Origin of the sequence: Bradyrhizobium sp. HKCCYLS3070, from assembly GCF_051167575.1 — a bacterium.
In the GTDB taxonomy this organism is placed as follows: Bacteria; Pseudomonadota; Alphaproteobacteria; order Rhizobiales; family Xanthobacteraceae; genus Bradyrhizobium.
In genome coordinates this window covers 45,307-71,126 of record NZ_JBNPTI010000012.1, presented here as the reverse complement: position 1 = coordinate 71,126, position 25,820 = coordinate 45,307, and the positions used below count along the sequence as shown (strand labels likewise).

Genomic DNA, 25,820 nt, shown 5'->3' with positions numbered 1-25,820 from the left:
TTTGCTCATGACCACGCCGCTCAAGCCGCTCGATGATGCCGCCACCAGCTTCGCCCGCCGCCATATCGGTCCCTCGCCGCGCGACGTCGCGGCGATGCTGGAGACCGTCGGCGCCAAGAGCGTGGCGGAGCTGATGGCGCAGACGCTACCCGGCACGATCCGGCAGACGGCGCCGCTCACCCTCGAGCCGGCGCTGAGCGAGCCCGAAGCATTGTCACACATGCGCGCACTCGCCGCACGGAATCAGGTCTTCACCTCGCTGATCGGCCAGGGATATTCCGGCACGCTCATGCCGGCGGTGATCCAGCGCAACATCCTGGAGAACCCGGCTTGGTACACGGCCTACACTCCCTATCAGCCGGAGATCAGCCAGGGCCGGCTGGAGGCGCTATTCAACTTCCAGACCATGATCTGCGATCTCACCGGGCTCGACGTCGCCAACGCCTCGCTGCTCGACGAGGCCACGGCGGCGGCGGAAGCGATGGCTCTGGCCGAGCGTTCGGCGCGGGCGAAGACCAAGGCGTTCTTCGTCGATCGGAACGTGCATCCGCAGACGCTGGCGGTGCTGCGCACCCGCGCGGAGCCGCTCGGCTGGCAGCTGATCGTCGGCGACCCCGCCGAGGATCTGGACGGCACCGAGGTGTTCGGCGGCCTGCTGCAATATCCGGACACGACGGGCGCGCTGCGCGATCCGCGCGCCGCGATTGCCAAGCTGCATGACAAGGGCGCGCTCGCGATCCTCGCCGCCGACCTGCTGGCGGTGACCGTGATTGCCTCGCCGGGGGAACTCGGCGCCGACATCGCGATCGGCTCGGCGCAGCGCTTCGGCGTGCCGATGGGCTATGGCGGACCGCATGCGGCCTACATGGCGGTGCGCGATGCGCTGAAGCGGTCGCTGCCCGGCCGCATCGTCGGCCTCTCCGTCGATTCACGCGGGGCTCCCGCCTATCGGCTGGCGCTGCAGACCCGCGAGCAGCACATCCGCCGCGAGAAGGCGACCTCGAACATCTGCACGGCGCAGGTGCTGCTGGCGGTGATTGCCGCGATGTACGCGGTCTATCATGGCCCCGACGGGCTGAAGGCGATCGCCCGCACCGCGCATCGGCGGACCGCGGTGCTGGCTGCAGGGCTGCGCAAGCTCGGCTTTGCGCCGGAAAGCGAGGCCTTCTTCGACACGGTCACCGTCGAGGCCGGCGCCAAGTCCGAGTCGATCATCGCCCGCGCGGAAGGCGAGCGGATCAATCTCGGGCGCGACGGCAGCAGGCTGCGGATCGCGCTCGATGAGACCACGACGGCCGATGTCGTCGAAGCCGTCTGGCGCGCTTTCGGCGGCGAGCTCTCCTACACGACGATCGAGGCGGAAGCGCGCGAGGCTCTGCCGGCCGAGCTCAAGCGGCAGCGGCCGTTCCTGACCCATCCGGTGTTCCACGCGCATCGCTCCGAGACCGAGATGCTGCGCTATCTGCGCAAGCTCGCGGACCGCGACCTCGCGCTCGATCGCGCGATGATTCCGCTCGGCTCCTGCACGATGAAGCTCAACGCGACGACCGAGATGATTCCACTGACGTGGCCGGAATTCGCCAGCCTGCACCCGTTCGTGCCGCGCGCGCAGGCCGCCGGCTATCATACGATGTTCGCCGATCTGACCGACTGGTTGTGCCGGATCTCCGGCTATGACGCGGTGTCGCTGCAGCCGAACTCGGGCGCGCAGGGCGAATATGCCGGCCTCCTGGCGATCCGCGGCTACTACGCCGCCCGCGGCGAGGGCCATCGCACCATCTGCCTGATTCCTTCCTCCGCCCACGGCACCAACCCGGCCTCGGCGCACATGGCCGGCATGGAGGTGGTCGTGGTCGGCTGCGATGCAGGCGGCAATGTCGATCTCGCCGATCTCAAGGCCAAGGCGGAAGCGCATAGCGCCAAGCTCGCCGCCATCATGATCACCTATCCCTCGACGCATGGCGTGTTCGAGGAGCACATCCGCGACATCTGCGACATCGTCCATGCCCACGGCGGACAGGTCTATCTCGACGGCGCCAACCTCAATGCGCAGGTCGGCCTCGCCAGACCCGGCGATTACGGCGCCGATGTCAGCCATTTCAACCTGCACAAGACCTTCTGCATTCCGCATGGCGGCGGCGGCCCGGGCATGGGCCCGATCGGCGTGAAGGCGCATCTGGCGCCCTTCCTGCCCGGTCACCCTGTGACCGACGGCGCGAGCGCGCATCCGATCGGGCCGGTCTCGGCCGCCCCCTACGGCTCGGCCTCGATCCTGACCATCTCCTACATCTACATGCTGCTGATGGGCGGCGACGGCCTGACCCGCGCCACCGAGATTGCGATCCTCAACGCCAACTACGTCGCGGCGCGGCTCGATGCGCATTTTCCGGTGCTCTACCGCAACGAGCGCGGCCGCGTCGCGCATGAATGCATCATCGACCCGCGGCCGCTCAAGCAGAGCAGCGGCGTCACCGTCGACGACATCGCCAAGCGGCTGATCGACTACGGCTTCCACGCGCCGACCATGAGCTTCCCGGTGGCGGGCACCTTGATGATCGAGCCGACGGAATCGGAGTCCAAGGCGGAGCTCGACCGCTTCTGCGACGCCATGATCGCGATCCGGAAGGAGATCGCCGAGGTCGAACAGGGCCGCTTCGGAATCGAGGCCTCGCCGCTGCGCCACGCGCCGCACACGGTGCACGACATCGCCGACGACGATTGGAACAGGGCCTACCGGCGCAGCGAGGGCTGCTTCCCCGCGGGCACCTCGCGCACCGACAAGTACTGGTGTCCGGTCGGCCGCGTCGACAACGTCTACGGCGACCGCAATCTGGTGTGCTCATGCCCGCCGGTGGCGGACTACGCCCAGGCGGCGGAGTAAGCCTCCTCACGCATGTTCCAGTGGATCGGGCGCCACGGCTCGCGACAATCAATGACGTGAGGCGTGTCGGGATCCGGAGCGATGAGCACCGCATGCCAACGCCAGAGATTGGCGTTGATCAATTCGGTGCCGCCCCACCAGCGCCGGATCGGATTATGGCTGCTGAAATCCTCCTCGCCGGCCAGGATCGCCTTGCCGAGCGGCGTCAGCGACAGCGTGCTCGCCTTGTAGCGCTCGAGGCGTTCACGGCTGTCGTGCATCTCGACCGAGAACGGCCGTTCGGCGAGGCCCGAAATTGCCGGCGCCGGCGCCAGTGCCAGACCGTCGAGCAACGCGCCTCCCTCCCAATAGTCATAGACGCGGCGTTGAAAGCGATCCCGATGATGCGGCAACAGGTCGAATGGGTGCTGATAGCCGGCTGACAGCAATTCGAGGATTCTCAGCTCCGATGCTCCCAGGCCCGTCGCAACACCAGGAAGCTCATCGAGCATCTCCTGCACGCAGCGGCGAAGCTGCGGCAGTGCACTGAGATCCTGCTTCAACAGATCGAACCAGGCTTGCGGCGTGGGCGCCCGAAACACCTGCCATGCCAGATGGCCCAAATCGAGATGCTCACGCGCAAGCTCTACGCCGGCAATGGCCCGACCGGCGAGTCGCCCGGCCGGGGCATCGGATAGCGGGACATCGACATGCCGCAATACGATCTTCGTCGCGATCTCCGCGTGATGGCGCAGATAGTCCAAGAGCCAGATCAGCACCAACTGGTCGTTCGGACGGGTCCCCATCCACAGCTCGACGCTATCGCAACGGTCGACAAGTTCGAGAAAACTCTGACTCCGCCCGCCGACCGCCATGAAGTCGCCACGCGAGGCGAAATCCAACCAATGCCCGCGCTTCGGTCGCGCGGTGCGCTGGACGAGATAAGCCGATAACTCGGCATCTGATGGCAACGGTCCCCATACGAAACGATGGAGAATTGGCACCACCAGGTCGGCAAAGCCGCCTCTCCGAAGCGCTCCGGCGCTGGGATCATCGGCCGCTAGAATCAAACGCGTCATGCTGTTGGCTCCGGCACGACCTGATTGGCTCAAGACGCTATCAACACGCTCGCGATCGGCTCCCGGCGCCCAGGACTGGCGTCGGAAATGTCGGTGCCGCCGCGCGGATCCGGTCCGCTCGCCCGCGCACGCGCTTTCGACTATTCGCGCTGAAGATCGTATCCGGCGCTCGGAATTCAGGCTCACTGCATTCGATCATGCAGCAACCCCAGATTTCGGCAGAACACCACACATCTGCAAACGGGCGCCGGAACGTCGGCAACGCAACGTCCACGGCACCCGCCGCCGTCTTACCTCTACTCCTCCGTCGGCTCCTCGCCGTCGGCGTCGGCGTCGCGCTCGGCGTTGCCGGCCAGGATCTGCTCGGCGATCAGGCCGGAGTTCTGGCGGATCGCGGCTTCGATCTTGGCGGTCATGTCCGGATTGGCCTTGAGGAACGATTTCGAATTCTCACGTCCCTGCCCGAGACGCTGGCTATCGTAGGAGAACCAGGCGCCGGACTTCTCGACGATGCCGGCCTTGACGCCGAGATCGAGGATCTCGCCCATCTTGGAGACGCCCTCGCCATACATGATGTCGAACTCGACCTGCTTGAACGGCGGCGCCAGCTTGTTCTTCACCACCTTCACACGGGTGGAATTGCCGATCACCTCGTCGCGCTCCTTGATCGCGCCGATGCGGCGGATGTCGAGGCGGACCGAAGCATAGAACTTCAGCGCATTGCCGCCGGTGGTGGTCTCCGGCGAGCCGTACATCACACCGATCTTCATGCGGATCTGGTTGATGAAGATCACCATCGTGTTGGACTTGTTGATCGAGGCCGTCAGCTTGCGCAGAGCCTGGCTCATCAGGCGGGCCTGCAGGCCCGGCAGCGACTCGCCCATCTCGCCTTCGAGTTCGGCCTTCGGCACCAGCGCCGCCACGGAGTCGACCACCAGCACGTCGACCGCACCGGAACGCACCAGGGTGTCGCAGATCTCCAGCGCCTGCTCACCCGTATCCGGCTGCGAGATCAGAAGCTCGTCGATGTTCACGCCGAGCTTGCGCGCATACACCGGATCGAGCGCATGCTCGGCATCGATGAAGGCGCAGATGCCGCCCTTCTTCTGCGCTTCCGCCACCGTGTGCAGCGCCAGCGTGGTCTTGCCCGAGGATTCCGGCCCGTAGATCTCGACGATGCGGCCCTTCGGCAGACCGCCGATGCCGAGCGCGATGTCGAGCCCGAGCGAGCCGCTGGACACCGTATCGACATCCATCGAACGGTCGTTCTTGCCCAGCTTCATCACCGAGCCCTTGCCGAACTGACGCTCGATCTGGGACAGCGCAGCGGAGAGCGCCTTACTCTTATCCATGGAGGAACCTTCGACGATACGCAGGGCGGTGGCGGACATTGGCGCTCCTTATGGCGGGGATTCGCGGGATGGACAAACGGTTAACGAGGTCGGCCAGCAATCTTGAGGCGAATGTACTCCATCCGTTCTTTGTTCGCAATATGTTCTTCTCGACATTCACACCTCTCTTTCACAAACCCCTGACAACCCGCGGGAGACACGCCTGCCGCTCGAAGGCCGAGGGCCGGCGCGCAGTGCACCGAGCACCAGCGAGGGAGCGCTGCCCGATCAGCGCGCCCGGAAGCGAAGTACGGCATGCGGGATGCTGGATGACGGCGACTGCGAAGGGATCCCGATCCGGCTGGAGGCGGAAGCCATGCGCGCGAGCGGCGCAGCCGCCGACCGGCGATCACGCGGATTACAACCAAACTGTCCGAGCGCTCCAACCTCATCGCCCGCACCAGCGGCAGACGCCGACCCAACTATAAATTGTTATTGTCGTCTCGGCCGTGTCCCATCATCCTGCTGGTCCTTCTCTGTGAGCCTCGCAGACTGCTTCCAATTTTCGGAACCAGCATGACCGGATCCAACAACGAACAGACCCTCACGCTGTGGCGCCCTGTCGGCCCAAAGGAGCTTGCCTTGATCGAGGCGTCGGGCATGCGTGCGTTTCCGCCGCGCCTTCCGGAGCAGCCGATCTTCTACCCGGTGCTGACCGAGGACTATGCCGTGAAGATCGCACGGGACTGGAACGTGCCGGCGAGCGGAGCCGGCCACGTGCTGCGCTTTGCGATCCTGCGAGGCTTCATCGACACCTACGAGGTGCGCGAGGCCGGCGGCCGCAAGCATCGCGAGTACTGGATTCCCAGCGAAGACCTCGTCGACTTCAACGCCGCAATCGTTGGACCGATCGTGCTCGTCAGGTCTTTTCCTTGAAACTACCAACTCCTACACGCGTGCGTAGATCGCACATTCCGTGGTTCTCCTGAGAGGAACGAAGTTCCATCGCCTCTTCTGCTTTTGTTCGGCTCGTCGTGCGTGCAGGCGCACGATTTCGATGCAGACGCGCAGCCGTGCGCAAGGGGCGGCCGGCCATCAGGTTCCGCATCACGTGGCGTGCAAGCACTCGACGGCCACCATATGACGGACGACAGATGAAGCGACGAACCTCGGACGCCCCCGTGTCGGACCCTGCCCAAGGATGCGTTAGCGCGCCATTCGCGCAGCTCCTCATGCCGGCCCGAGGAATGGCCCGGACAAAACCCGCGTGATCCGCATCACGCGCGCCGGCGCTCACGACATCTTCAGGCCACAAACCATTGTCATAAACTTTGGGTTGCGTTATAGAATCGTGGTTGTCGTACGTCTGAGCAGATTTTTGATCAGCCCCGGATTTGTTTGTTCGTTGCGATGATGGTCGCCGCACATCGTCTAGTGTATCGCCTTTGGTGTGCCGTCGACCGATCCCTTGCAGCCTGCCAGCTCCCGCACTTGCAGGCTCCGTCACACGTAGGCGCACGGCCCTGAAACCATCCGCGCCGAAAGAAAGCCCCGGACGACGTCCGGGGCTTTCGACGTTGATAGCTCCGCTCGGGATGCATCTCCCTCCGTCATTGTCGTGATGTCGGGGAACGGATCGCGTGCGTTGCGCTTCATATTGGCGATGACAACAAATGACGTGACGTGCCCGTCCTGCAGGGCCGGCCTTCAAAGGATCGAGCTTCACTCGCAGCAAGACGCGGCGGGAGAGAGGCGTTGTCCGGCCTGCGATGAACTCTTGGAGATGGTCGACGGCGCGACGCAGATCGCCTACCGACTGACAGTCGTGCCGGAACGGATCTTCGACCATAGCTAGGTGCGCGTCCCACGGCGGTTGATCGAGATTGCAACCTTGATCTGACGCAAGGCATGCCTACAGATTTCGCACTAGTTTAATTATGTCACTGCCGAACTGCCCTCGCTGGGAAGCTACGACGTTGACGCCGAGCCTCGGACCGCAGCGGTCCGAGGCTCATTCGTTGGCGCGCAATTCGTCCGGTTGCGCCGCACATCACCCATGGCAATCAGCCTAACGGAAGCGAACAGCGCGACCGACCGTATTTTACCGGAATTGATCCGAGTGGGTTTTGCGCTTCCATTTGTGGTGCGTACATCAAACCCAGCGGCCTGGGGCGGTCAGGGCTCACCGGTTTTGGCAATGCCGCTCTATTTCTTTCGTATCCGCAACGGCCACTTCTCAGGCGCGTCCGAGTATGGGACCGAGTGCGCCGACCGCAACGCAGCCTGGAAAGAGATGACCACCGTCTGTGCCGACATGGCCAGCAGCATCTCGCGCAAGCTCGCCGAAAACTCCGAATGGCAGATGGAGCTGCTCGACGAGGCAAGGCAGCCGGTCTTCCGCATCCGGATCGTCGCCGAGTCGCTGGATCAGGCCTGACGGCTCGCCACACCTCTTGTGGATCGCCGCAGGTAAAAAGACACAATCTAAGATTGTTGACAGCGAGGTTGCTGCGCGTCATTTCGGCAGCCGAACTTGATCGAGATCAAAATGCCTGTCTGCATCTTGGCAGACATTTAAATTTGTATGGGTAATCTGATCTTCAAATGTCCGCGAACGGGGATGAACGTGCAGCATTGGCTGGAAGAGCCGAAGCCAGGCGATCCCACGTGCTCCTATGAAACCGTGGTCTGCAAGGCCTGCACGCGGCTTCATTTCATCAATCGCGATACACGCAAGCTTCTCGGCGAAAAGGAATGAGGCGCTCGCCGCAATCGTTCAATCGGCGCTGGGAAGCCGCCGCATCGTGAACTCGATGGCCCCATCGGGAAGCTCGCGCCAGCTTTCGACGGCGCTCATGTAGCCGGCCTTGGGATAGCGGGTCAGATAGTCGCGGGCCTTGGCGCGCGCTTGCTCGCGCGGCAGCGTGAACGTGTCGCGAACGTAGCCGTCGCGAGCCTGCGGGGCGCCCTTCTGGCGCCGGGCCGCCATCCGGCTGGCAATGTCCCGGGGGCGCATCCCCATCGACGAACTCCAACGCGCTGCCACACCATCAATATAGACGGGGCCGCGAAGAATCCGAGTCCGCAATCGGCAAGCGGGCCCGGGAGGGTCAGAGCCCGCCCGACCCGAGCGCGATAAATCTCAGTTGGTGCTGCCGACAGCCTTCGGCTTCTTGGCCGCGGTGGTCTTCATGGCAGGCGCCGCCTTGGGCTGCTCCGCCGCCCGGACGTTGCCCCAGGGATCGGTGCTCGTCTTGGCGTCAGGAATCTTGCGCATGGTGTCCCTGTAGGCCTGCTCCCGCGCCGCTTCGGCCTCTTTCTCCTCGGGCGACTTGGAGGGACCGTCGGCGAGAAGGTTGATGTTGGGCATCTGCGCCATTGCGGGAACCGCCCAGCCGGCCAGCACGGCGACCGCCATCGTCACGATCAGCTTCTTCATTGGTTACTCCCCGGTATAGGCGCCTTATACCATCGCTTCGCCATGCGCCAAGCCCGCGGCACTGTGCCGGAACGGTGGAGCGCAGGTCGGGATGTTCACGGCCGCATCGTCTGCGCGCACCTGCCGTCTGTTCCACGGCGGGCCATCATCATAGTTTTCCAACTCCGGCCTTTTCAAGCCGCCGCTCTGCGGCAACATTCCGGCGGCTCCGCCGATCGCGGCGAGGCAAGTCGATGCCAAGACACGTCGATGACACGATCATGGAAGGACCTCCGCGCGTGCCGAACGAGACCCTGAACTTCACCACCGACGACGCGAGGCGCATCCTCGATGACGTGTTCGCGCCCTGGATCAAGGATCTTGGCTTGATCGTCGAGGACATCGCGCCGTCTCCGCAGGGCGAAGCCGGCGCCATCCTGCGCATGCCGTTTTCGCCGCGGCTCTGCCGCGACAATGGCGTCGTCTGCGGCCAGGCGCTGATGGCTTTTGCCGATACCGCGATGGTGATCGGGATGGTCACCGCCAGCGGCGGCTACCGGCCGATGACCACTGTCGACCAGACCACGCATTTCATGCGCGCCATTGCCTCCGCCGACGTGATGGCCGATGCGCGCGTGGTGCGGATGGGCCGCACCATGAGCTTCGGCCGGGTCACACTGACCAGCGCCGGCGATGGCAAGCCAGTGGCCATGGTGTCGAGCGCCTTCGCGATGCTCTGATCCGCGGCCTGGCCGGGTTAACGAAACGTGAAGGCGAGGGCCCGGGCTTCGCACGCCGGATTCATCTGATCGAAACGCGAGCCTGATTTATTTTAGGTGCTTTTGACGCGAAAGGTGACGCCGTCCGGCACCGGAATACAGGCCATGAGCGAGACGAGTGACAAGCGCATTGCACCGAGGCATCGGGTGCTGAAGCAGGGCAGGCTGGCATTCGACGGCGGCGGCGCGGTCGATTGCATGGTCCGCAACATGTCCGACACCGGCGCCAGGGTCGAGGTGGTCAGTCCGGTCGGTCTGCCCGAAGCCTTCACGCTGGTGATCCCGGCCGACAAATTCACGCGGCGCTGCCACGCAGTCTGGAGCCACGACAAGCGGATCGGCGTGGCATTCGACTGATAGCGGCGCGGCGGGCTAGACCCACCGCAGGCGCCCTCGCCACAACGCCACCAACAGGCCGGCCAGCACCCCGGCCGCGAGCAGGGAGCCGGCAGCGAACCGTCCGCCCGGACGATCAATCGTCCGTGACCACAGCGAGGGCCCTTCGCCATCGCGCGCCAGCCGAAACGCCACGACGCTGTCGCCGAGCGACGTTCCCGCCTCCGAATGGCCGCCGGCTGCGGTCACCACGAATTGCTCGCCCTTCCATTCATAGGTCATCGGATTGGCGACGCCCGGCGCGGGCAACCGGCCCTGCCAGAGCTCCTGACCTGAGACAGCATCAAAGGCGCGCAGATAGGCGTCCATTGCGCCGGTGAAGACGAGGCCGCCGGCTGTGACCACGACGCCGTTGACGAGCGGCGTGCCCCATTTGAACGCCAGCCCGAGCGGTGCGCGATCCTCGGTGGTGCCGACGGTCGAGCGCCACAGGATCTTGCCGGCCTTGAGATCGACCGCGACCATTTCGCCCCATGGCGGCCGGTTGCACAACAGGCCGAGCTTGGACATGGCGACCACCCGCATCACCGCGAACGGCGACCCGCGCTGCAGCCCGACATCGACACCACGCGGCGGCGTCATCCCGTCAGCTTCCGCACGCGGGATCAGCCGGACGATGTGGATGGCACGGCTGACATTGGCGTAGAGGATCTGATGGACGGGATCGAACGCCGCCCCGCCCCAGTTCACGCCGCCGCCGGTCATCGGAAACAGCAACGTGCCCTGGATCGTGGGCGGCGTGTACAAACCCTCATTGCGCAATGGCGCGAGCTGATCGTCGCAGGAGGAATCCAGGACGCCCGGCACGGCCCTGAAAATATCATCCGCTGCGAAGCGCTGATCGAGCAGCGGCGGCACATGGGTCGGGAATGGCTGCGTCGGTGATAGAACCTCACCCTCGGCGGCGCCTTGCGGCACTGCGCGCTCCTCCACCGGCCAGACCGGCGCGCCGGTGTCGCGGTCGAGCACGAACACGAAGCCCTGCTTGGTCGGCTGTATGACGACGTCACGCGCCCCCTGCCCGGCATCGATTCGGGCCAACGTCGGCTGCGCCGGCAGATCGTAATCCCAGACGTCGTGGTGCGTGGTCTGAAACGACCAGGCCAGTTCGCCGCTTTCAATCCGCAAAGCGACCACGGAATCGGCATGCCGGTTGTCACCCGGACGCGCACCGCCGAAGAAATCCGGACTGGGCGACGAGGTCGGAAGGAAGACGAGGCCGCGCGTCTCGTCGACCGACATCGGCGCCCAGACGTTCGCATGTCCCGCCGCGATGCCGTCATGGATCAACGGATCGAAACTCCAACGCAGCGCGCCGGTGCGCGCATCGAAACCGCGGACCGTGCCTTTGGGCGCATCGACCCGCACATTGTCGCCGATCGATGAGCCGACCACCACGACACCCCCGCCCACCACCGGCGCCGAGGTGATCTGGAACTCGCCCGGCCATAGCAGATCCTTGGAAATGTCGATCCGCGCTTCGCCGTCCGATCCAAAGCCGGCGCAGGGCTGTCCCGTTTGCGCGTCGAGGGCGATCAGGCGAGCATCGACCGTGCCCATGAACAGCCTGCTGCGGCATGCCGCGCCGGCCGGCGCCCGCTCGTCCACCCAATGGGCAACGCCGCGGCAGGCATAGCGATTGGCCGGGCGCCGCCCGTCACCGACCTTGGGATCGAAACGCCAGCGCTGCACGCCGGTGCCGGGATCGAGCGCGACCACCTCATTGAACGGCGTGCAGAACACCAGGCTGTCCTCGACCAGGATCGGCGTCGCCTCGAACTTGGTCCGCAAGGCTGCCGCGGGCGGCCGGCTCTGCAGATCCCCGGTGTGATAGTCCCAGGCAGGCACCAGCCGATCGACATTGGAAGGCGTGATCTGCGCCAGCGGCGAGAACCGCGTTCCACCGGCATCGCCGCCCCAGTGCTGCCAGCCAAGGGCCGGCACGACCGTCAACTGGCTCCCGACGAGGACCGCGCAAACACCTGCTCGACGCAATGACATGACCCTTCCCTCCCGCAGACTGCATCCGAAGCGACGCACCGGGACGATGAAAGCAGCCTTCGCGGGCGGATCGAGCAGGATGGGACGGGCGGCGGCATCCGCGGGACGAGTGGTGAGGAGCGATGACGAATGGCAGAACCGAGAGGATGACCCCAACGAACGTCCCCCGCCAAACATCAGTGGCCGCCCTTGCGGGCGGCCACATCGATGCGCAGACGTCAGCCAGCTTCAGTAGCCATAGCCGCGCCGTGTCGGATAGTTCTGAGGTGCCCGCCCATAGCCACCGCCATAGCCGCCGCCGATGCCGATCCCGATACTGACCGGCGGCGCCACGCGCACCGGCGGTCCATAATACGCGCGCGGCGGAGGCGGTGGCGCGTAGACGACGACATCGTCGTCAGGGTCGCGTCGGGGCGTGCGGCCGGCGCGCTTGGGAGGGTCCTCGTCGCGCTTCCTCGCCGGCTTCTCTTCGACCCGCTTCGGCGTCTCAGACTTCCGAGCCGGCGGAGGCGTCTGCGAGCATGGGCAGGTCGGGCCTGCCGCGGCTACGGCCGGCACGACCGGCAGGGTTGCCGAAGCGGCGGCCGGGATCGCTGCATTGGCGGCCGCCACCACCGGCGTCACCACGGGCCGGTTGCGCAGGCGCTCGATCAGCTTGCGCGCGGTCGGGGTCAGGTCGCTGTTCGGATAGCGGTCGAGAAAGCCCTGATAGGACGCCACCGTATTGATCAGCACCGCCTCGTTCCAGGCTGCCATCCTGTTGTGGAGGTCGAGCCATTCGCGCGCCTGCGGGCCATAGGGCGGCGCGGTGTAGAGCGTCACGAAGGCCTCATACGCCTCGACGCTGCCGTCGCCGACGATGATTTCGTTGGCGGCCTCGATCGGCTTGCCCTCCAGGCTGCGCTTCCATTCGTCGACGCTGCGCTTGGCGACGACCGGCCGCGGGCCGGCATTGGCAGCGCCCCCATCCGCCGACCCGACGAAGCGAAAATCCTCCGTCAAGGACGACGAATCCCACGGCGTCTGCCGGCCCTCGGTGACCTTGTTCACCGCAACGCGCACGCGCTTGAACGCCTGCTCGATGGGAAGGTCCGGCTCCCGCGCCGCCTGCAGCAGTGCGGTGGTATAGGGGCTGTTGGCGCCGGTGCCATCCTCGGCTTCCGCGCCGGGCGAGGTCGAGTAGGACAGGAAGGTGCCCGGCGCTCCCGTCTTTGTGTCGACCAGCGCGAGGCCACGGCCCGCGTTCTGGCTGATGGCGGGAAACGGATTGTTGCGGCAGGCGTCGAGCAGCAGGATTCGCATCCGGCTCGGCACCGAATTGAGCGTGTTCAGGAGATCGTTGAGACGCACGGCCTGCAGCGGAATGTCGGCTTCACGTCGCGGATCGACGTCCACGGGTACGAGATAGTTCTCGCCATCGATCTGCAGTCCGTGGCCGGCATAGAACACCAGCGCCACCGTGTCGGGTCCCTTGGCCGCGATCTTGGCGGCGAAGTCGCCGACCTCCCTGTTGAGGTCCCGCTGCGACAGATCGGCGGCGGTCGTCACGTCGAACCCCGCTTCACCCAGCATCTTCGCCATTGCCTTGGCATCGCTGGCGGGATTCGGCAGCGGCGTCACCGAACGATAGGCCGACTGCCCGATCACCAGCGCCAGCCTGCTGCTTTCAGCCAATGCGGGAGCAAGGCCGGCAAACAGGCCGCCGGCGAGCAATGCAGCCCTGAGAGCGTGCCGAAACATGGGATCTCCAATCTGCTCATGGCGTGCCTGTTGGTCGAGCCGGTTCGCGGCCCGGTTCATCCCGACGAGCACAATCCGGTGAGCACGATGCCGGACGGCCGGCGCCGTTCGCGCGCGCATGACCGCCGCCGGCCGCGACCGGACATCGTTGCGGCACGAGTCTCCCGCAGCAATGCCGCGATCTCTCGCTAGCGTGCGCGCCGCAATGGGGGACGATGCGGCATGCGGCGGATTGCGTCACGCGTGGGGCTGCTCTCGGCCCTGCTCCTGATCGGCTGCGCCGCCGACAGCAATGCGCGCCTGCCGGCCTTCATGCGGGCCAAGGCGCCCGAGCCGCCGCAGCCCGAAGCCGCGCCAGATGTCGCGCTTCTCGTGCGCAAGAATCTCGACATGATCTTCGTCGCAACGACGCTGCCACGTGATGTCGAGGCAACATCCGCCCGACATGCCGATGCCGGCGATACATGGACCGCCTGCGTGCGGGCTCAGATCATATCCGCCAGTGGGACCGCGCTCCGGCGCCAGACCTATCGGCTCTTGATCAGGCACAACGAGATCATCGACCGGCGGCGCGCGGCGACCGGCGACGACTGTGTTTCTGAAGATTACAAAGCCGTCCTGCCGACGAAGTAATTCCCTCCGAAGACAAGCTGGATCGGCCACGTCGGCTGGAACTCGCCCTGTCGGTGGGCGTACAGGAACGGGCTACCGCACCGGTCGCAGATTGTTAGTTCTTAGCTAACGCAAATCCGCAACCGCACAGCGAACGAATGGCTCAAATTTAACAATTCCTGCGGAACATCGGGGCCTAAACGCGGAATGACCCTGGACCTGGTTTTCCATGAACGTTCACCTCGTCGGCGATGACACGGCCAAGCTCGCTATGCTTCGCGGCATGCTGGCCGAACGCTGCTCGCTCACATCTGAACTGATCGGTGATGCCGACTTCAAAGGCGGCGACATCGACGCGATCGTCGTGGCCGCCGATCTGCGCCACGTCGACAACATCACCGCATTGAAGGAGATCTCGGAGCGGCTCTCGCGTATTCCGCGGCGGATCTTCCTGACCAACAACAAATCCCGTCTGTCAACGGTCCAGGCCTATGCGCTCGGTGCGACAAGTGTATTGTCGAGCACGCCGAGCCGCAATCAGTTGCTCGGAAAGCTGCTCGATGTGCGTCCCGGTTCTGCGGCCAAGAGCATCGCGGTCGACGACCGACAGGCCGCATTTGCCGGCGCGTCCTGCATCGCCTCGATGTTTGCAGCCGTGCTGGGCGGTGCAGCGATCGACGTCGAGGAGACCCGGCGGGCGGGCAAGCGGATCGCCGACTGTATAGCGGAAAACGGTCTGTCCGATTGGCTTGCCACCGTTCGCCGCCATCACGAAGGCACCTATCAACACTGCCTGCTCGTGACCGGCATCACCGTGGATTTCGGCTTGAGCCTCGGCGTCCACAGTTCGGATCTGGAGCGTCTCTACATGGCCGCGATGTTCCACGACATCGGCAAGGCCAAGATCCCGCTCACCATTCTCGACAAGCCGGGCCGGCTCGACGTCAAGGAACGTACGCTGGTGGAAACCCATCCGGTGGCCGGTTACGATGCACTGAAGGACAACGCAGCGATCACCGACGAAGTGCTGAAGGCGGTGCGCAACCATCACGAATTTCTCGACGGCAGCGGCTATCCCGATGGGCTGATGGCCGACAGCATCCCGGACCTGACGCGCATCCTCACCATCTCCGACATCTTCTCGGCGCTGATCGAATACCGCAGCTACAAGCCGATGATGACGCGCGAGAAGGCCTACGAGATCCTCCGGGGGATGGAGGGCAAGCTCGAGAAGCCGCTGATCGGCGCCTTCCGCGAGGTGGCGCTGATCCGCTGATCGCATCAGGCGACGTGCTGAACCGGCCGTTAACGCATCGATTCGAATTGTCTGCCAACGGCAAGTGTCTCTTGTCAGCTTTGCGCTAGTGTCGCCCGCGGTGTGGGTTGTCCGCGCCGCGAGGGGACCATCGGGACGTGGCCGAGATCATCGATCGCGCGATTGCGACTGCTTCATCGACGGCAAGGAACCAGCAGGCCGGTCCGCTCGAACGCGTGCGCGCCGCTGACCTGGTGCCGCTCGATACCGTTTCACCGCAGGCGTGGCAGGATCTGGCGGAGCATGCGCGGGAGCCGAACGGCTATTACCTGCCCGGCTGGGAACGCGCGGTGAACGCCACGGCACGCGGCCGCACCGGAACATCGGCGCTGTGCGCATGGGATGACGATCAGCCCTCGCGTCTCATCGGCCTGATGCCCACGACCTCTCTATGGCATGCCTGCAGGCTTCCCCTGCCCGCGCTCGCCAGCGGCCATCCCTACGGCACGCTGTGCACGCCGCTGCTCGACAGAAGGAGCGCGGAGCGGGCTGCGGCGCAACTGCTCGACGCTGCGCGACGAACAGGCGCGCGCGCCCTGCTGCTGCGAGACATGTCGCTGGCAGGCTCCGTGATGCAGGCGTTCGAGGCGGCGCTTCGTCGCGTGGATCTGCGCCCGCGCGTGCTGCAATCCTATGACCGGGCCCTGCTCGATGCGAGCGGGGACGCCGACACGGTGCTGCATGATGCGCTCGGCGCCAAAAAGCTGAAGGAGTTGCGCCGCCTGCGTCATCGGCTGGCCGAGCATGGCGACGTCCGCTTCGAGGTCGCGCGCTCTCCCGGCGACGTTTCCACTGCGCTGGAGACTTTTCTGGTGTTGGAGGCGAGCGGTTGGAAGGGGCGTCGCGGCACTGCGCTGATCCAGCACGACGGCGACGCGGCGTTCATCCGACGCGCTGCACCGGCGCTGGCACAGCACGAGGCCTGCGAGATCATCAGCCTCATCGCGGGCGACACCACCGTCGCCGCAGGCGTCGTATTGCGGCATCAGGATCGCGCCTTTTTCTTCAAGCTCGGCGTCGACGAGCGCTTCGCGAAATACTCGCCCGGTGTCCAGCTGACGCTCGACCTGACGCGGCACCTTTGCGCGGATCCGAAGATCAACGCCGCCGACTCCACCGCCGGTCCCGACCATCCCATGATCAACCCGATCTGGCGCGAACGCCTTGCCATCGGCGACGTGATTATCCCGCTCTATACGCGCGATCTGGTCGTCGAGCTTATTCACGGCGCATTGACTGCGCGACGCGAAGGCCTCGCCGTGGCACGCCGCGCCGTGCACGCGGTCCGCGCCGTCCGAAAGCGCCGGCCGACTACTCAGCCGCCTCGGCGTTGACCTCCGCCGACACCTGCCGGATGGCGCGCGCCAGCATCTGCGGATCCTGCGCGCCGGAGACGGCGTATTTCTGCGCGAAGACGTAGGTCGGCACTCCGGAGATGCCCTTCTCTGCGGCCTCCTGCGCCTGGGCCGAGACCAGCGCCACATCCTCGTCGGTCGCCAGCATCTTGCGGACCACCTCGGCATCGAGCCCGCACTCCGCTGCGGCCTGTACCAGCACCTCGACATCGGTCAGATCGCCGCCGTCGCGGAAATACAACTCCATCAGCCGCTGCTTCATCTCGGGCGCCTTGCCGATCTCGCCGGCCCAGCGGATCAGGCGATGACAATCGATCGTGTTGGGCTGACGGGCGACACGATCGGGATGATAGCTCAGCCCCTCCTGCTCCGCGGCCGCGACCACGCGGCCTGCGATGCCCTTGTAGGCTTCAACCGATCCGAACTTGGTCGTGAGGTACTGCTCGCGGCTGATGCCCTCGCGCGGCACCCAGGGATTGAGGAAGAACGGCCGAAAGTTCACCTCGACCGGCACGTCAGGCACGAGCTTCAGCGCCTCCTCGATGCGCTTCTTGCCGATGTAGCACCAGGGACAGACGACATCGGAGACGACATCGATGATCAGCGGCTTCAAGGTGCTCATGCGCGTGCCTCCGGGTTCCCATGGCTGCGCCCAAGATAAACCCGCGCACGGCCAACACAAGCGGGGTCACGGCGAGGTAACCATCTCCTTCAGCCTGAGCGCGGTGAGCTCATCGGCCGGAAAGAAGGTCTCCAACGCCAGCTCCGACAGCGTGATATCGACCGGCGTGCCGAACACCATCGTCGTCGAGAAGAAGCTCAGCACATCATCGCCGACCCGAAGCCGCAACGGGATCGCGACGCTGTCGGCCGCGAGCGGCGCCGATCGCGCGGGGATCGGATAGGACTTCAGCTCCTCATAAAGCTTGAGCAAGCCGGCATCGGCGGTTGCCTCGCATTGCCGGTGCAGTCTCTCCAGCAGATGGCCGGCCCATTCGGCAAGGTTCACCGTCCGCGCCGCCAACCCCTCCGGATGCAGCGCCACGCGCAGCACATTCAGGGGCGGCGCAAGCAGCCGCTCGGAGACACCTGACAGCAGCGGCGCGATCATCCGGTTCGCCGCGACCAGGTTCCAGTGCCGGTCGATCGCGAGCGCAGGGTTGGGCTCGTGGGCCTTGAGCACGAGGTTCATCGCCTCGCGCGCTTGCTTGAGCGCCGGATCATCCAGCGGGCGCTGCTGGAAGGCGGGCGCGTAGCCAGCCGCCACCAGCAGAACGTTGCGTTCGCGCAGGGGCACGTCCAGTCGCTCCGCCAGTTTGAGGACCATGTCGCGCGACGGCGCGGCGCGGCCGGTTTCCACGAAGCTCAGATGGCGCGCCGAGATCTCGGCATCGAGCGCGAGATCGAGCTGGGACAGATGCCGCCGCTGCCGCCATTGCCGCAGGTGCTCGCCGACATGAACGGGTCTGGCGCGGTCGGCGCGCGCCGAAGCAAGCTGTGCATTCATGAGCCAAGACCTAACACGCTGACGTCAGCACCTCCATGACCTGCCAGGTAATCGAAATGCCTCCCGGCGCAGGTCATCGTCCTCACCACAGGAGATGACGATGAGCAGGCAGCGCAATCTCGAGACCCTTCCCTTCACCGCCGCCAGCCAATGGCTGGCGGGTCTCGCGACATCGCTGTTGGCGCGCTCGCTCAATATGCCGGAGCCGCTGCTGTACGTCACGGGCAGCCTCGTCTTTGCACAGGTGTACGCGATCGAGACGAGAGCAGCGCGCTCGCTGCGCCCGGCGCGCCTGCGCCGTCAGCTCCTGGCCTGGTTCCGTTGAACCGCCCCCAACCGAAGGAGACCCGACATGATCACCTCGTCCGCCCTGCTCCGCCGCGCTCTGCTCGCCGATGCCGCCTTCAGCGGCGTTGCCGGGCTCGCGCTCACCTTCGGCGCCTCGCCGCTGGCGGCGCTGCTGCAACTGCCCGACGCGCTGCTGCGCGAGACCGGCCTGTTCCTGGTCGTCTACGCGAGCTTCGTCGGCTGGCTGGGCTCGCGGCCGGTGGCGCCGAGGCCGCTGATCGTCCTGGTCATCGCCGGCAATGCGGCGTGGACGGTCGGCAGCATCGCACTGCTGTTTTCGGGCCTGGTCGCACCGAACGTGCTCGGCGAGATCTTCGTCGCAGTGCAGGCGCTGGGCACCGGCCTATTCGCCGAATTGCAGTATATGGGCTTGCGCCGGAGCACCGCCGCGGTCACGGCCTGACCGGTGGTGAGCGCCGGGCTTCATGATCGAGCGGCCCGGCGCTCACGGCCAATCCGATATTTGGACATGCGCGGCGAACGCATCTTCTGCATAATCGGAGATCGACGGGAGATCGTAGCGATGCAGCCTCAGGTGATCGGAACGGAAGGCTACGCCACCGAGGCCGAGGATCTCTTCCTGCGCTACGAGAGCATCCCGTCGGAACAGGTCCATGCCGCCGTGCTTCATCTGCTGCCCAACGCGCCCGCGCGCGTGCTCGACATCGGCGCGGGCACGGGCCGCGACGCCGCCTGGTTCGCGGGCCTTGGACATCAGGTGGTGGCCGTCGAGCCGACCGAAGCACTGCGCGTCGGCGCCATGCAACTGCATGCCTCGCCGGCGATCACCTGGATCGACGACAGCCTTCCGGAGCTCGCCGCACTGGCCGCTCGTGGCGAGCAGTTCGACCTCGTCATGCTGACCGCCGTCCTGATGCATCTCGATGAGGCACAGCGGCGACGCGCGCTTCCCAACATCGCGGCGCGGATTGCTCCCGGCGGACTGCTGATCATGACGTTGCGGCATGGTCCGGTGCCGCCGGGCCGCCGGATGTTCGAGATCGCGGCCGAGACGATCGTCGAGCCCGCGCGGCAGCTCGGGCTGACGCTCCAGCTCAACCGGCATGGCGAGTCGCTCGGCGCGGAGAACCGGGCGGCCGGCGTCACCTGGACGACGCTGGCCTTCGGGAAGCCGTCCTGAGAGATCCGGACACGAGCCGATCGGATCAGGCCGCCTTGGCGCGGCTGGTCTGCGTCTTCGCCGGGGTGGATTTGGTCCTGCCACGATTGCCGGCAGCCGGCCGCCGGGTCTTGGCTTTGCCGCGAGCCGCCTCGCCCGATTGGGCTCTGGCCTTGGGCCGCTGCTTGGCCTTGTCCTTGACGAGCTTCTCGGCCTTTTTCTTCGCCTTCTTCTCGGCCTTGCGCACGTCCTTCGCCTTCACCCGCGTCCGCTCGGCGCGCGCCTCGGCCTTCTTCTTGGCCCGCTTCTTCTCGCAGGCGTCGCATTTGCAGCCGATCGGCTTCAGATAGGCTTTGAAGTAGTCCGTGCCGTAGTCGTAGTTGATCTCCTCGCCGGGCTCGATGTTCTTGATCGCCCGGATGAAGATCTTCTTCTTGCGCGGCTTGACGTCGGACTCGGCGTTCGGCTTGCAGGAATGATTGATGTAGCGGGCGACGTTCTCTCGGATCGAGCCGTCGATGGTCCAGCGCTTGTCGAGCTCGAACAGATATTTGTTCTCGATCGCGTCCTCGTCCGCCTTCTTCGAATCCAAAAGCGGACCGAAATAGCGGATGATCTTGGTACCCTTCTTGATCGGCTGGGTGGCGAACAGACCAAGCCCCGTCTTGGAGCGGCCGATGCGATAGGGTTTGGATTGCGGAATGACAGGCATGAGTGATGAGAAGACATGGACCTCGCGAGGCCGCCGTTCTAGGATAAATTCGCGACGATGTCAGGTGTTTCCCGCCGCCGTTTCGCGCCGTCCCCAGTTTGCAGCGTCCTGCGCAGGGACGAATTCCGGTCATCAGGGGCCCTCGCATGTCCGAATTCCTCCCACATCGCGTCGTGGCGCGACGAATCGGTGTCGCATTGATGCTCTGCACGGCGTGGATCGGACAGGCGGCTGCAGAGACCATCGCCAGCGCCTATACATCGGCCGCCGCCAAGGACTGCCGCACCATCGGCGGCAAGCAGGAGGATGACAGCTCGACTCAGACCTGCCCTGGCAAGGACGGCCTGATCCTGCTCGTCAACGAAGGCGATCTTCGCCAGACCGTGTCTGTGGGGCGCAATGTCCGCGCGGCCGCCAAGGAGCCGGCTGCTCAGACCTGGTTCGGACCGTTCAACTCCGCCGGCAACGCTGTCGAATGGAGGCTGGCTGACGGCAAGCCGTTCGCGATCATCCAGCGCTGGCAGATCGCCGACAACGACGATCAAGGCAGCAAGGGGCCGAAGGACAAGCCGATGCTGGTGGTGACCCGGCTGCCGCCCGGACCGGTGTGCCACGTCGCCTATGTCGACGCTGCCGCCAACTCCAATGCCAACGAACTGGCGCGGCAGGCGGCTGACCAGACGGCGCGAGGCTTTGCCTGCGGCAAGGACAGGGTGAAGATCGTCGGCACGCGCGGCCGGGCCGTCGATCTGGCGTTGCCGCCCAATTAGCGCGCCGACTTCCGTCCGGACTTTGCGGTCTTGCGCACGGCGGATGTGCGCCTGCTCGCCGTCTTCGATGCGCCCTTCCCGGTCTTCGATTTCGCCGCCCGCTTGCGGCCGCTGGTCTTGGTCTTTGCCGCCTTCGTGGCCGCGACGCGCATATTGTCGACCAGGTTGGGATAGCGCCGCCCGGCCCGACGGGCGCGCGCCTTGGCCGCCGCCTTTTCGGCCGGGGTGAGACGGGTGGAGGCCTTGCCGGCGCGCTTGCGCGGATTGGCCTTGCTCCAGGGAGCGCGTGGGGTTCGTGCCATGCGTTGCCAACGCACGATCCCCCACCCGGTTTCCGGTGCGTCGAACTACGCGCCCGGCGGCAGCTTCGGCACGGTGGCCCGGAGCATCGCCTCCAGCAGCGATTCGGCCGTGGTGCCCGGTGGCGAACGGCGCAGAATGTCGGCAAGGCGGCCGTCGAGCAGCAGCATCGTGTAGCCATGCACCAGCGACCAGGCGCGGGCGATTGCCGCCGACTGATCGAGCGACAACTCCTCGTCGCCGACCGGGCCTTCGCTGCGCGCGGCGACCGATCCCGCGAGTCCGGCAAACGAGGCTTCCGCGGCCTCGTGCAGCGAAGGGCGCGAATAATCCAGACGCTCGGTGCGGAACATCAGTCCGTACATGCCGGGATTGGCCTGCGCGTAGGCGACATAGGCGCGGGCCCGCGCCATCGCCCGCTCGATCGGCGTGCCGGGCTGCTCGCCGGCCGCTTTCATCGCCGCATTGAACCGCGTGAAGCCGATCGCCGCGAGCTCGCTGACCAGCCCGGTGAGATCGCCGAAATGATGCGTCGGCGCCGCATGCGACACGCCGGCCTCGCGCGCCACCGCGCGCAAGGTGAGTCCGGCCAGCCCGTCGCGCTCCAGCACGCGCTCGGCCGCTTCGAGTAGCGCATCGCGCAGCGCGCCGTGATGATAGGGCGCCGCCGGCTCGCCCGCGCTCACCGCGCGGCGCGACCGCGTCCGGGCCACCGCCGTAGCCGTCCGGTGCCTGCTCAGTCTTGCCTGTTCGATCTTCGTCATGCCTCTCCTTATACAAGCAATTTTGACAGCGTAAAGATTAGCCTTGACCTGCAGGCGCTCGGCCGGTAGCCTTATCTTTACATCGTAAAGATAAAGCCGGATCCAAGGGGAAGGAAGCGCCATGAATGGACAGTCGATGAACGGACCGTTGCACGACACAGCCCGCCAGCGCCCCACACCGCGCGACAACATCGCGCCGATCCCGTTCGAATGCGACGCGCCGTTCCTGAAAGTCACCGGCGAACTGCCACGTGAGCTGAACGGCACGCTCTATCGCAACGGCCCCAATCCGCAATTCGACTCGCCGGGTTCGCACTGGTTCGTCGGCGACGGCATGCTGCACGCGTTCCATCTGGAGAACGGCCGCGCGTCCTATCGCAACCGCTGGATCCGCACCCCGAAATTCGAGGCCGAGCGCCGCGCGGGGCGCGCGCTGTTCGGCGGCTTCGGCCGCAGGCTGCCGGACGCGCCAGCCGAGGTCACCGATGGCGGCGTTGCCAACACCAACATCATCGCCCATGCCGGCCGCCTGCTCGCGCTCGAAGAGGCGCATCTGCCGACCGAGATCGAGCCCGGCACGCTCGCCACCCGCGGCTATCACGATTTCGGCGGCCGCCTGCGCGGCGCCTTCACCGCGCATCCGAAGACCGATCCGGTCACCGGCGAATTGCTGTTCTTCGGCTACAACGCCGCCGGTCCGCTGACGCCAGCGCTGTCCTACGGCACGGTCGATGCGGCCGGCAAGCTGACGCGTCTCAATCGTTTCGAGGCGCCCTATGCCAGCATGGTGCACGACTTCATCGTCACGGCCAATCACGTGCTGTTTCCAATCCTGCCGCTCACCGGCAGCATCGAGCGCGCAATGTCCGGCAAGCCGCCTTATGCCTGGGAGCCCGACAAGGGCGCCTATGTCGGTGTGATGAAGCGCAGCGGCGACATCAAGGACATCGTCTGGTTTCGCGGTGACGCCTGCTACGTCTTCCACATCATGAATGCCTGGGAGGACGGCAGCCGGATCATTGCCGACGTCATGCAGTTCGAGGAAGCGCCGCTGTTTCCGCATCCCGACGGACGTCCGACCGATCCGGCCAAGTCGGTCGCGCGGCTGTGCCGCTGGAGCTTCGATCTCGCCGGCAACACCGACCGTTTCACCCAGAGCTATCTCGACGACCTCACCGGTGAATTCCCCCGCATCGACGACCGCCGCGCCGGGCTCAAGAGCGGCCATGGCTGGTACGCCTGCGCCAATCCGGACGGCCCGCTGTTCGGGGCGCTGTCCGGCCTCGTCCATGTCGACGGCGCCGGCACGCGCCACGCGACGCATCTGCTGCCCGCCGGCGACACCCTGTCCGAGCCGGTATTCGTGCCGCGCAGCCGCGATGCCGCCGAGGGCGACGGCTGGCTGCTGACCGTGGTCTGGCGTGCCGGCTCCAACACCAGCGACCTCGCCGTGTTCAACGCCACCGACATCGGCGGCGGTCCGGTGGCCCTGGTTCATCTCGGCCACCGCGTGCCCGATGGCTTCCACGGCAATTGGGTCGGCGCAAACGAAGCAAGTCATTGATAAAGCTTAGCTAAATATGTTGCTTCACAAAATTTTGACATTGTCAAGATTTGCTTGACCCGGTTCCGCCGGGATCCTACTAATCTTGGCAGTGTAAAGATTGGCCGGGCGAGCTCTATGACGATCTTCCTCATCCTTGCGCCCTACGGCGTCTACGCGGCGCTGATGATGGTGGTCTCGGCCACGCTCAGCCTGGCCGTGGCCACGGCGATGTGCCTGATCGTTGTCGCGGTCGACGTCGTCAAGGGACGCTCGATCAAGATTCTCGGCCTGGGCTCGGCGATCGTGTTCGCAAGCATAGCCGCCTACCTCGGCCTCATCGATCCGACCCTCAGCGCATCCGCGGTGCGTCTTGCGGTCGACTGCGGCATTTTCGCGCTGTCGCTCGGCTCGATGCTGCTGCGCGCGCCGTTCACGCTGCAATATGCGCTCGAGGCCGTACCGCCGGAAACCGCGGCGATTCCGGGCTTCCTGCGCGCCAATTACGTCATCACCGGCGCCTGGACCGTATCGGCGCTGCTGATGATCGTCGGCAACCTGATGACGCTCTACGTGCCGGGCCTGCCCTATTGGACCGGCCTCGCCATCGCCTTTGCCGCCCGCAATAGTGCACTTTATTTCACGCGCTGGTATCCTGACTACCGCCGAACAAAGGACGTGGCAGCGCAGACTGCCGCCGCAATGTCCGGCCAAGATTCGTGACCGGGGTCTGCTGCAGGAGACGTGCGTGAAAATCGTGTTTGCCAAGCTGATTGCCGACTTCCTGTCGGCCGCGGTGTTCTTCATCCTGTACATCGCAACCGATGATGTCGTGCTGGCCACCGCCGCCGCGGTCGCCGTCGCCGTGGTGCAGGTGGTCTGGGCGCGCATCAGGGGCGTGAACCTCAGCTTCATGGCCTATGCCAGCGTCGGCCTCGTCATCGTGCTCGGCGGCGTGACGCTGCTGACCAATGACCCCCGCTTCATGTTCGCCAAGCCCGCGATCGGCCATTTCGCCATCGGGCTGATCATGCTCAAGCGCGGCTGGATGCTGCGCTACGTGCCGCCGATCGTGTCGGAGACCATTCCGGAATACGTCACCATCGCCGGCTATGCCTGGGCGGCGCTGATGTTCGCGCTCGGTCTCGGCACGATCGCGGTCGCCATGACCGGCGACATCAAGCTGTGGGTGCTCTACATCACCGTGGTCGCGGGCGGCGCCAAGGTCGCGGCCTTCGCGCTGCAGTTCATGGCCTTCCGCTTCGTGGTCGCCAACCGCCTCAGGGCGGCGCGGGCCTGATCGCTGCATCCGATCGCCGCAATGGGCTTACGCGCAAAGATGCGCTATAGGGGCGGCCGAACGCATCCTCGAGGTCGTTGCCTCGAGGTCCGCAAAATCGCAATGCCAGGAGAACGATCGATGGCTGTGGACGGCAACTGGAATCTGACCTTGAACACGCCCATGGGCGAGCGCAGCGCGACCCTGAGCCTGAAGAGCTCGGGCGCGACGCTGACGGGGACCCAGGCCGCGGAAGGCGATTCCGCCGAGATCTTCGACGGCACCGTCAACGGCGACGACGTCGCCTGGAAGGTCTCGATCACCAGCCCGATGCCGCTGACGCTGGATTTCAAGGGCAAGGTCGCCGGCGACACCATCTCCGGCGAGATGGGCATCGGCTTCATGGGCAGCTTCCCGTTCACCGGCGCGCGGGGCTGATCACCGTTCTGAAGGGTGGGTAAAGGCACGCCACGCCGCTGCCGCTTCGTGGCGGCCCCACGCGCGCCGTGCCCACCATTAGCTCCGCAGTGCGCCAATCGACAGTGGGCATGCACCCGCCCCACGGGCGGACGCTTTGCCCACCCTGCGGCA

General features: G+C 65.7%; 28 protein-coding genes. 17 read left to right on the top strand and 11 right to left on the bottom strand.

Features of this window, described 5'->3' with window-relative positions:
- The first annotated feature begins 7 nt into the window (after positions 1-7).
- Complete coding sequence (gene gcvP, locus ACQR03_RS27565) at positions 8-2,881, top strand: aminomethyl-transferring glycine dehydrogenase (RefSeq protein WP_315753108.1); 2,874 nt, start codon at positions 8-10, stop codon at positions 2,879-2,881.
- Here the strand turns inward: gcvP and ACQR03_RS27560 are convergent.
- Together ACQR03_RS27560 and recA are read right to left on the bottom strand one after the other, a co-directional pair.
- Positions 2,860-3,939 carry a DUF1835 domain-containing protein gene (locus tag ACQR03_RS27560; protein ID WP_434842011.1) on the bottom strand — a complete coding sequence of 360 codons (1,080 nt, stop codon included), beginning with the start codon at positions 3,937-3,939 and terminating at the stop codon, positions 2,860-2,862. The two genes, gcvP and ACQR03_RS27560, sit on opposite strands and share 22 nt — an antisense overlap.
- A 296-nt stretch (positions 3,940-4,235) precedes the next feature.
- Positions 4,236-5,330, bottom strand: a complete 1,095-nt coding sequence (gene recA / locus ACQR03_RS27555) for a recombinase RecA (RefSeq protein WP_315716064.1) — start codon at positions 5,328-5,330, stop codon at positions 4,236-4,238.
- A 582-nt stretch (positions 5,331-5,912) separates the two neighbouring features.
- Here recA and ACQR03_RS27550 point away from each other — a divergent pair.
- Positions 5,913-6,206 carry a hypothetical protein gene (locus tag ACQR03_RS27550; protein ID WP_315753150.1) on the top strand — a complete coding sequence of 98 codons (294 nt, stop codon included), beginning with the start codon at positions 5,913-5,915 and terminating at the stop codon, positions 6,204-6,206.
- 1,261 nt (positions 6,207-7,467) lie between these two features.
- A complete protein-coding gene (locus ACQR03_RS27545; RefSeq protein ID WP_012045383.1) occupies positions 7,468-7,707 on the top strand; it encodes a DUF6894 family protein in 240 nt (79 codons plus the stop codon).
- Positions 7,708-8,046: 339 nt separating this feature from the next.
- Here ACQR03_RS27545 and ACQR03_RS27540 read toward each other — a convergent pair whose 3' ends face one another.
- Together ACQR03_RS27540 and ACQR03_RS27535 are read right to left on the bottom strand one after the other, a co-directional pair.
- The gene (locus ACQR03_RS27540; protein ID WP_315716063.1) at positions 8,047-8,292 is read right to left on the bottom strand and encodes a hypothetical protein; all 246 of its coding nucleotides are present in this window, start codon (positions 8,290-8,292) and stop codon (positions 8,047-8,049) included.
- Between the two features lie 120 nt (positions 8,293-8,412).
- Positions 8,413-8,709 (bottom strand): hypothetical protein, encoded by a 297-nt coding sequence (locus tag ACQR03_RS27535; RefSeq protein WP_315716062.1) that lies wholly within the window; start codon positions 8,707-8,709, stop codon positions 8,413-8,415.
- Positions 8,710-8,969: 260 nt separating this feature from the next.
- Here ACQR03_RS27535 and ACQR03_RS27530 point away from each other — a divergent pair, with 260 nt between their 5' ends.
- Together ACQR03_RS27530 and ACQR03_RS27525 are read left to right on the top strand one after the other, a co-directional pair.
- Positions 8,970-9,428 (top strand): PaaI family thioesterase, encoded by a 459-nt coding sequence (locus ACQR03_RS27530; protein WP_409977944.1) that lies wholly within the window; start codon positions 8,970-8,972, stop codon positions 9,426-9,428.
- 144 nt (positions 9,429-9,572) lie between these two features.
- Positions 9,573-9,824 carry a PilZ domain-containing protein gene (locus ACQR03_RS27525; protein ID WP_315716061.1) on the top strand — a complete coding sequence of 84 codons (252 nt, stop codon included), beginning with the start codon at positions 9,573-9,575 and terminating at the stop codon, positions 9,822-9,824.
- A 15-nt stretch (positions 9,825-9,839) separates the two neighbouring features.
- On the opposite strand, the gene ACQR03_RS27520 is transcribed toward ACQR03_RS27525, so the two are convergent.
- Positions 9,840-11,864, bottom strand: coding sequence for a pyrroloquinoline quinone-dependent dehydrogenase (locus ACQR03_RS27520; RefSeq protein ID WP_315753110.1), 2,025 nt, complete (start codon positions 11,862-11,864; stop codon positions 9,840-9,842).
- Between the two features lie 228 nt (positions 11,865-12,092).
- On the bottom strand, positions 12,093-13,604 hold the full coding sequence (locus ACQR03_RS27515; RefSeq protein WP_434842010.1) for a caspase family protein: 1,512 nt from the start codon (positions 13,602-13,604) through the stop codon (positions 12,093-12,095).
- Positions 13,605-13,826: 222 nt separating this feature from the next.
- On the opposite strand from ACQR03_RS27515, the gene ACQR03_RS27510 reads away from it, so the two are divergent.
- The 3 genes from ACQR03_RS27510 to ACQR03_RS27500 all read left to right on the top strand — a co-directional run bounded on the left by ACQR03_RS27510 (position 13,827) and on the right by ACQR03_RS27500 (position 16,865).
- Positions 13,827-14,237, top strand: a complete 411-nt coding sequence (locus tag ACQR03_RS27510) for a hypothetical protein (protein WP_434842009.1) — start codon at positions 13,827-13,829, stop codon at positions 14,235-14,237.
- A 208-nt stretch (positions 14,238-14,445) separates the two neighbouring features.
- A complete protein-coding gene (locus ACQR03_RS27505) occupies positions 14,446-15,492 on the top strand; it encodes an HD-GYP domain-containing protein (RefSeq protein WP_315716057.1) in 1,047 nt (348 codons plus the stop codon).
- A 137-nt stretch (positions 15,493-15,629) separates the two neighbouring features.
- On the top strand, positions 15,630-16,865 hold the full coding sequence (locus tag ACQR03_RS27500) for a GNAT family N-acetyltransferase (protein ID WP_316194705.1): 1,236 nt from the start codon (positions 15,630-15,632) through the stop codon (positions 16,863-16,865).
- On the opposite strand, the gene ACQR03_RS27495 is transcribed toward ACQR03_RS27500, so the two are convergent.
- Positions 16,843-17,508: a DsbA family oxidoreductase gene (locus tag ACQR03_RS27495; protein ID WP_315716055.1), complete on the bottom strand. Its 666-nt coding sequence runs from the start codon at positions 17,506-17,508 to the stop codon at positions 16,843-16,845. The genes ACQR03_RS27500 and ACQR03_RS27495 overlap by 23 nt on opposite strands.
- Before the next feature lie 66 nt (positions 17,509-17,574).
- Positions 17,575-18,330: a helix-turn-helix domain-containing protein gene (locus ACQR03_RS27490; RefSeq protein WP_434842035.1), complete on the bottom strand. Its 756-nt coding sequence runs from the start codon at positions 18,328-18,330 to the stop codon at positions 17,575-17,577.
- Here ACQR03_RS27490 and ACQR03_RS27485 point away from each other — a divergent pair.
- The 4 genes from ACQR03_RS27485 to ACQR03_RS27470 all read left to right on the top strand — a co-directional run bounded on the left by ACQR03_RS27485 (position 18,256) and on the right by ACQR03_RS27470 (position 19,882).
- On the top strand, positions 18,256-18,432 hold the full coding sequence (locus ACQR03_RS27485) for a hypothetical protein (RefSeq protein WP_434842037.1): 177 nt from the start codon (positions 18,256-18,258) through the stop codon (positions 18,430-18,432). The genes ACQR03_RS27490 and ACQR03_RS27485 overlap by 75 nt on opposite strands.
- 61 nt (positions 18,433-18,493) lie before the next feature.
- The gene (locus ACQR03_RS27480; protein WP_315716053.1) at positions 18,494-18,718 is read left to right on the top strand and encodes a hypothetical protein; all 225 of its coding nucleotides are present in this window, start codon (positions 18,494-18,496) and stop codon (positions 18,716-18,718) included.
- Positions 18,719-18,745: 27 nt separating this feature from the next.
- Positions 18,746-19,144 carry a hypothetical protein gene (locus tag ACQR03_RS27475; protein ID WP_316194704.1) on the top strand — a complete coding sequence of 133 codons (399 nt, stop codon included), beginning with the start codon at positions 18,746-18,748 and terminating at the stop codon, positions 19,142-19,144.
- A gap of 120 nt (positions 19,145-19,264) precedes the next feature.
- Entirely contained in the window at positions 19,265-19,882 is a 618-nt protein-coding gene (locus tag ACQR03_RS27470) for a class I SAM-dependent methyltransferase (protein WP_316194703.1), read from the top strand.
- 25 nt (positions 19,883-19,907) lie between these two features.
- On the opposite strand, the gene ACQR03_RS27465 is transcribed toward ACQR03_RS27470, so the two are convergent.
- Positions 19,908-20,573 (bottom strand): SET domain-containing protein, encoded by a 666-nt coding sequence (locus tag ACQR03_RS27465; RefSeq protein WP_434842008.1) that lies wholly within the window; start codon positions 20,571-20,573, stop codon positions 19,908-19,910.
- A 146-nt stretch (positions 20,574-20,719) separates the two neighbouring features.
- On the opposite strand from ACQR03_RS27465, the gene ACQR03_RS27460 reads away from it, so the two are divergent.
- Positions 20,720-21,343: a hypothetical protein gene (locus ACQR03_RS27460; RefSeq protein ID WP_315753118.1), complete on the top strand. Its 624-nt coding sequence runs from the start codon at positions 20,720-20,722 to the stop codon at positions 21,341-21,343.
- Here the strand turns inward: ACQR03_RS27460 and ACQR03_RS27455 are convergent.
- Positions 21,340-21,645: a hypothetical protein gene (locus ACQR03_RS27455; protein WP_315753119.1), complete on the bottom strand. Its 306-nt coding sequence runs from the start codon at positions 21,643-21,645 to the stop codon at positions 21,340-21,342. The two genes, ACQR03_RS27460 and ACQR03_RS27455, sit on opposite strands and share 4 nt — an antisense overlap.
- Positions 21,646-21,690: 45 nt before the next feature.
- Positions 21,691-22,407, bottom strand: coding sequence for a TetR/AcrR family transcriptional regulator (locus ACQR03_RS27450; RefSeq protein WP_315716048.1), 717 nt, complete (start codon positions 22,405-22,407; stop codon positions 21,691-21,693).
- Between the two features lie 136 nt (positions 22,408-22,543).
- Between ACQR03_RS27450 and ACQR03_RS27445 the strand changes: the two genes are divergently transcribed.
- From ACQR03_RS27445 to ACQR03_RS27430, 4 genes are all read left to right on the top strand, one after another.
- On the top strand, positions 22,544-23,971 hold the full coding sequence (locus ACQR03_RS27445; RefSeq protein ID WP_315753120.1) for a carotenoid oxygenase family protein: 1,428 nt from the start codon (positions 22,544-22,546) through the stop codon (positions 23,969-23,971).
- A 117-nt stretch (positions 23,972-24,088) separates the two neighbouring features.
- Positions 24,089-24,673: a hypothetical protein gene (locus tag ACQR03_RS27440; protein ID WP_315753121.1), complete on the top strand. Its 585-nt coding sequence runs from the start codon at positions 24,089-24,091 to the stop codon at positions 24,671-24,673.
- A gap of 25 nt (positions 24,674-24,698) precedes the next feature.
- A complete protein-coding gene (locus tag ACQR03_RS27435) occupies positions 24,699-25,250 on the top strand; it encodes a septation protein IspZ (RefSeq protein ID WP_315753122.1) in 552 nt (183 codons plus the stop codon).
- 120 nt (positions 25,251-25,370) lie between these two features.
- Entirely contained in the window at positions 25,371-25,667 is a 297-nt protein-coding gene (locus ACQR03_RS27430; RefSeq protein ID WP_315753123.1) for a hypothetical protein, read from the top strand.
- Positions 25,668-25,820: the final 153 nt, after the last annotated feature.

What these genes read in the sequence shown, in the direction of transcription:
- ACQR03_RS27470 (WP_316194703.1), top strand. Translation starts at nt 19,265, where the DNA reads ATGCAGCCTCAGGTGATCGGAACGGAAGGCTACGCCACCGAGGCCGAG.
- ACQR03_RS27430 (WP_315753123.1), top strand. Translation starts at nt 25,371, where the DNA reads ATGGCTGTGGACGGCAACTGGAATCTGACCTTGAACACGCCCATGGGC.
- ACQR03_RS27530 (WP_409977944.1), top strand. Translation starts at nt 8,970, where the DNA reads ATGGAAGGACCTCCGCGCGTGCCGAACGAGACCCTGAACTTCACCACC.
- ACQR03_RS27540 (WP_315716063.1), bottom strand. Translation starts at nt 8,292, where the DNA reads ATGGGGATGCGCCCCCGGGACATTGCCAGCCGGATGGCGGCCCGGCGC.
- ACQR03_RS27505 (WP_315716057.1), top strand. Translation starts at nt 14,446, where the DNA reads ATGAACGTTCACCTCGTCGGCGATGACACGGCCAAGCTCGCTATGCTT.
- ACQR03_RS27440 (WP_315753121.1), top strand. Translation starts at nt 24,089, where the DNA reads ATGACGATCTTCCTCATCCTTGCGCCCTACGGCGTCTACGCGGCGCTG.
- ACQR03_RS27480 (WP_315716053.1), top strand. Translation starts at nt 18,494, where the DNA reads ATGAGCAGGCAGCGCAATCTCGAGACCCTTCCCTTCACCGCCGCCAGC.
- ACQR03_RS27535 (WP_315716062.1), bottom strand. Translation starts at nt 8,709, where the DNA reads ATGAAGAAGCTGATCGTGACGATGGCGGTCGCCGTGCTGGCCGGCTGG.
- ACQR03_RS27510 (WP_434842009.1), top strand. Translation starts at nt 13,827, where the DNA reads ATGCGGCGGATTGCGTCACGCGTGGGGCTGCTCTCGGCCCTGCTCCTG.
- ACQR03_RS27450 (WP_315716048.1), bottom strand. Translation starts at nt 22,407, where the DNA reads ATGACGAAGATCGAACAGGCAAGACTGAGCAGGCACCGGACGGCTACG.
- gcvP (WP_315753108.1), top strand. Translation starts at nt 8, where the DNA reads ATGACCACGCCGCTCAAGCCGCTCGATGATGCCGCCACCAGCTTCGCC.
- ACQR03_RS27475 (WP_316194704.1), top strand. Translation starts at nt 18,746, where the DNA reads ATGATCACCTCGTCCGCCCTGCTCCGCCGCGCTCTGCTCGCCGATGCC.
- ACQR03_RS27460 (WP_315753118.1), top strand. Translation starts at nt 20,720, where the DNA reads ATGTCCGAATTCCTCCCACATCGCGTCGTGGCGCGACGAATCGGTGTC.
- ACQR03_RS27445 (WP_315753120.1), top strand. Translation starts at nt 22,544, where the DNA reads ATGAACGGACCGTTGCACGACACAGCCCGCCAGCGCCCCACACCGCGC.
- ACQR03_RS27515 (WP_434842010.1), bottom strand. Translation starts at nt 13,604, where the DNA reads ATGTTTCGGCACGCTCTCAGGGCTGCATTGCTCGCCGGCGGCCTGTTT.
- recA (WP_315716064.1), bottom strand. Translation starts at nt 5,330, where the DNA reads ATGTCCGCCACCGCCCTGCGTATCGTCGAAGGTTCCTCCATGGATAAG.
- ACQR03_RS27465 (WP_434842008.1), bottom strand. Translation starts at nt 20,573, where the DNA reads ATGCCTGTCATTCCGCAATCCAAACCCTATCGCATCGGCCGCTCCAAG.
- ACQR03_RS27545 (WP_012045383.1), top strand. Translation starts at nt 7,468, where the DNA reads ATGCCGCTCTATTTCTTTCGTATCCGCAACGGCCACTTCTCAGGCGCG.
- ACQR03_RS27495 (WP_315716055.1), bottom strand. Translation starts at nt 17,508, where the DNA reads ATGAGCACCTTGAAGCCGCTGATCATCGATGTCGTCTCCGATGTCGTC.
- ACQR03_RS27525 (WP_315716061.1), top strand. Translation starts at nt 9,573, where the DNA reads ATGAGCGAGACGAGTGACAAGCGCATTGCACCGAGGCATCGGGTGCTG.
- ACQR03_RS27455 (WP_315753119.1), bottom strand. Translation starts at nt 21,645, where the DNA reads ATGGCACGAACCCCACGCGCTCCCTGGAGCAAGGCCAATCCGCGCAAG.
- ACQR03_RS27560 (WP_434842011.1), bottom strand. Translation starts at nt 3,939, where the DNA reads ATGACGCGTTTGATTCTAGCGGCCGATGATCCCAGCGCCGGAGCGCTT.
- ACQR03_RS27485 (WP_434842037.1), top strand. Translation starts at nt 18,256, where the DNA reads ATGGCGCGCCGAGATCTCGGCATCGAGCGCGAGATCGAGCTGGGACAG.
- ACQR03_RS27520 (WP_315753110.1), bottom strand. Translation starts at nt 11,864, where the DNA reads ATGTCATTGCGTCGAGCAGGTGTTTGCGCGGTCCTCGTCGGGAGCCAG.